Annotated in this window: 4 protein-coding genes; 1 reads left to right on the top strand and 3 read right to left on the bottom strand. The window is 35.0% G+C overall.

What is annotated here, in order from left to right; all coding sequences use genetic code 11:
• Positions 1-355: 355 nt before the first annotated feature.
• The 3 genes from PVA17_RS24325 to PVA17_RS24335 form a co-directional block, all read right to left on the bottom strand.
• Positions 356-1,795 carry a M56 family metallopeptidase gene (locus PVA17_RS24325; RefSeq protein WP_274069271.1) on the bottom strand — a complete coding sequence of 480 codons (1,440 nt, stop codon included), beginning with the start codon at positions 1,793-1,795 and terminating at the stop codon, positions 356-358.
• Positions 1,792-2,154, bottom strand: a complete 363-nt coding sequence (locus PVA17_RS24330) for a BlaI/MecI/CopY family transcriptional regulator (protein ID WP_248716414.1) — start codon at positions 2,152-2,154, stop codon at positions 1,792-1,794. Before PVA17_RS24330 ends, PVA17_RS24325 begins: the two co-directional genes overlap by 4 nt.
• Positions 2,155-2,559: 405 nt before the next feature.
• Positions 2,560-3,054, bottom strand: coding sequence for a GNAT family N-acetyltransferase (locus PVA17_RS24335; RefSeq protein WP_132356684.1), 495 nt, complete (start codon positions 3,052-3,054; stop codon positions 2,560-2,562).
• A 208-nt stretch (positions 3,055-3,262) separates the two neighbouring features.
• Here PVA17_RS24335 and PVA17_RS24340 point away from each other — a divergent pair, with 208 nt between their 5' ends.
• The gene (locus tag PVA17_RS24340) at positions 3,263-4,240 is read left to right on the top strand and encodes a LacI family DNA-binding transcriptional regulator (protein WP_274069272.1); all 978 of its coding nucleotides are present in this window, start codon (positions 3,263-3,265) and stop codon (positions 4,238-4,240) included.
• Positions 4,241-4,571 lie beyond the last annotated feature (331 nt).

The raw sequence follows: 4,571 nt of genomic DNA on the forward strand, positions 1-4,571 counted from the left end.
ATGTAGACTTGAAATAAAGTAGTGACGATGAAAAAGTTGATTTATATTTTTTTGAATAGTTTTAATCAAGCATTAATTTCATATGTAAATGAAACCTACCCATTTTGTTTAAACTTTAATTTTAAATTGAGCAGATTTTTTCTGTATAAAATCAATGTTCTTAGCATGCTTTTAATCAAACTTTATTTTAAACCAACACTATAAATAAATATAAAAAGTCCAATTTCTCATTATTTAAATTGAGAAATTGAACTTTTGTAGTTACTTCGGAATAGCGTCTATTAAAGGAAAAAGCATTTGCGCTATGTGTGATCCATTAAAGTATCCCCGTAAGGCGAAGTTTAAATGATAAACATTAAGGAGTGTTATTGGTTTCACTAAACGAAAGGCTTTCTAAACGATCGATCAATTGTCGCAGGCCTGTTTCGTCAGTGGTATAATGCCTAACATCCTCTCCTAATAGTTTGTCTGCCTGTTCTCTTGTAAACGTAAAGGTATTAACTATTCCATCGTTTTGGTCTGGGCTGTCAACAATCGAATAGTTTATAATATCGACGTTATCAATCATACTTAAGAGGATAATGGAATTACGATAATAAATTTCGCTATTTATTTCAGCCTCATCTATCCCGGAAGCAGAATCATTTATATAATTGATAGTTACCCCATAAGGCTGAGTCGTTGTTTGAAGTGCAATCCCGTTCCATTCAAGACCTGTTGGTTCGGGCATTCCACTGAGGAGACCGCCTACCTTACTAGTGTTACCTACATAAAGCGTTTTGTTCTCCATTAGCTTTTCTATATTATATCCAGATTGCAAGGGTCCCTGCTGCAAAGGCTTGGGATTGGCTGTACATCCTACAACTAAAGTTGCAATAACGAGCATATAGGCTGCAATCATCCTTTTAGAAGGTTGGCGGTAAGTAAGAATATTTTTAATTCTTGCCTTCACATTGCTCTCTCCAAAAGCAAGTGGACTACCGGTTAGTCCCCCTTTTTTGCTAACAGAAAGCGTAAGCAATGAGGTTGAATAGCTTCCTTTAATCTGATGCCCCATTTTGTTAACGACACTTTCATCGCAGGACATCTCCATATCTTTATTCATAAGCGCATAAGATAACCACATTAGCGGATTAAACCAATGAATGATAAGGAGCATAAATGCAAAAGGTTTTATCAGATAATCACGTCTCATAATATGAATTTTCTCATGTAGTAAAATGTAAGACAGCTCATGATCACTCATGCCGATTGGGATATATATTTTCGGTTTCAGAAAACCGCAAACAAAGGGTGTGTCAATCTGGTCAGTCTCATAGATATTATCCTTGACAAGTGTTGCCGTTCGGACCTTAACTAATATTTTCAAATACGACAGAATGCTAAAAAGCAAAAGAATGACTATACCTGTAATCCAAATTAAACTTCCAATCCACACGATGATTTGCATGGGGTTTGCGCTCGCCATCGGGGTAGCCACTGGAAGGGATGAGTTTATAAAATGGCTTATCTCCTTAATTCCAATATCCATAACTGGATTTTCTTGGATCCCAATTTCTTGGGGTACAAATTCCATGATACCTGTGCCAGTTTTCTTTTGGAACCTTACAAAACCTAACACACTTAAGCTTGAGGTAAAACTAACAGGGGTGATCAGTCGGATGGCTACGGCTACCCATAGAATATAAGAGAATATTTTAGGAGCTCGTCTCAAAAGAAATCTCACCATGATAACCGCAAGTGCAACAAAGCTTGCAGTAATGCTCATATTAAGGATTACAAGAAACAGGTTCATGATTTAGTTGCCTCCTCAATAATCCGTTTCAACTCTTCGGCTTCCTCATTAGAAATCCCCTTTCCACCTAGAAAAGCAGTTAGAAACTGCGGTAAGGATCCATTGAAGGACTTTTCAACAACCATCTGACTTTCATATTTCTGTGCGTCCTCTTTTTTAACAATGGATGTGACCGTTGCTTCCTCGTTTTTAAGGACTCCCCGTTTACATAACTTTCTTAAAACAGTATAAGTCGTGGACTTTTTCCAGCCAAGTACTGCTTGGCTTAGCTTTACAAGATCAGTAGAATTAATAGGTTCGTTATCCCAAATCAGGCATGTAAATTTGTATTCGGCATCGAACAATTTATACGGCTCCATTCTGACCACCCTCCTTGTCAGGTTTATTGAGATAAACTTCTTGTTGATTAGTTTATTGTAATAAACCCATCTTGTCAATAAACTGAAGTTTTTAACTTTACTACTTTTTATAAAGCGGAATTTTTATATCAAGTAACGAAACTCGTCCTTTTCAGAACACGCTCCTTTTTATTTATAAGGGGCGTTTTTTACCGTTATCGATTTCTATCAATACCCAGTGACGTTAATAACAGAATTGCCAAATTTACCGATTCACCAGCAGCCAGCGATTTTAAATAATTACATGCCTTGTTCGAAAAAAATCCAAGCCACATGTGCAAACTAGCCATGTATCCGAAAAAAATTAGGATAGATGGCCATTCATCGTGTGTACCGAAAAGGTTGCCCTTTTTTTATATTTAGGGCTTACTTTCCACTAGAAATTGAAATACTAAATTTAGACTGTTGATTACCGAATCGTTCCAATGTCTCCTCGAATTTCATTCCAACTCTTTTTAATAGTCCACAAGATGCTATGTTAAGTGACTGAGTTTCAGCGACAATAGTGGTTAAGTTTAATGCACTAAATCCATGATTTAATACTTTCATAATCACTTCTTTTGCATAGCCTTGACCCCAAAACTCAGGTAAAAATTGATACCCAATCTCTGTATTAATCCCATCATGATACGTATCAAGGAAAACAAAACCTATAAATTCTTTACTATCTTTTAAAAATACTGTCCAGTGGAGGGAGCTATTTTTTGAATTTAATATTTCATAGAATCTAATTTTATATGCTTCTTCGTCGATAATACCTCCTAAGTATTTTCTCACTAGCTCGTTTTCATATAATTTTTTAATGTTTTTATAATCATTTTCGGAAATTACGTGTAACTCACATCTCTCAGAGAATAACAAGTAAATCTCTCCCTTCGATAATTATTATTCTTTTCCTGGTAATCCACCTATGAAAAATATGTGCTCTACTTACAAAATCATATAAAACATACATCCTTTCTTATTTAGTCTGCCATCACATGGTATGATGTGGAATGCTTACCAGGTCAAGGGACATTTATAAAATTTTTTGTATGCGTTAATATGTAGTAGGAAGGGAGAGTGTATGATGACAAATATAAAAAAAATCGCAGAACTGGCGGGGGTCTCGGTTTCTACTGTTTCTCGTGTTTTAAATAATCATCCGTATGTAAATGAACAAAAACGAAAAGAGATATTAGCAATTATCGAAAAGTTAAATTACACGCAAAATTCGAATGCGATTCATTTAGTACGAGGAAAAACAAATGTTATTGGAGTGCTTCTTCCATTTATAAATAATCAATATTACAGTGCAATTATAGAAGGTATTTCAAGAGAGGCTGTAAAATATAATTACAATATGATGCTCTGCCAAACGGATAATAGCGCGGATAAAGAAATTGAGATTTTGAATATGTTAAAGATGAAAAAGTTAGACGGAATCATTATATGTTCGAAAGTCAATGTTTGTAAGGAAATTGAAAAGTACTCAAAATTTGGCCCGATTGTGACGTGTGAGGATACAGCATCAAGCACAATTTCTAGCATTTATATTGATCATTACAAAACGTTTGCACTAGGAATGAATTATTTAATAGAACGGGGACATACACGAATTGGTTACTGCTTTGGACGAAGTAATAGTTTCAACAGTCAAAATCGAAAACAGGCGTACCGGGACGCTTTATCCTCTATTCATGTTAGGACGAAAGAGGAGTGGGAGTTTGTAGACTGCTATACAATAGAGGACGGGACACGTGTTGTTCAATCACTGCTTCATATGAAAGAGCGTCCAACAGCCCTTCTCGTATCTTGTAATCATATTGCAGCGGGTATTGTAACAGCCGCCAAAAAAAGCGGCCTTTATATTCCAAGTGATTTAACGATTATTGGTTGTGATGACCAGCAAGTTGCAGAGATACTAGATATTACAACAATTGCTCATTCGAGTGTGGAGGTTGGTGCAGGTGCATTTACAATTTTACATGACCAAATTGCGAGTAGAGAAAAAGAAGTAAAAAGAATTGAGTTATTTGCGAAATTAACGGAAAGACTGACAACATAAGGAGTAAAGCACAATCTTCATTAAAGTGATTGTGCTTTTTTCGTAGGCTGATGAAAGTCACTTTTTGAATTTTCATTTGTATAATATGGTCAATCTATACGGGATAAAGGGGTTCTAAGCATGAGACAGAAATTTGTGAATGTAGATTTTAAATAAAGTTGTACCGTTTATAAAAAAGATGTATGGTTTAAAATAATGTTCTACTGTTTGTAAAAAAGGTGCACCATTTTGTCCCTTTTTGATGTAAGAATTCTAAGTGAGTTTTAATCAAACTTTTTTATAAAAAATAACTCCTTCACAAAATTAAATCCATCCATTTTGATTAATCTTT

The sequence above is a fragment of the Lysinibacillus sp. CNPSo 3705 genome (assembly GCF_028674935.1).
Taxonomy (GTDB): Bacteria; Bacillota; Bacilli; order Bacillales_A; family Planococcaceae; genus Lysinibacillus.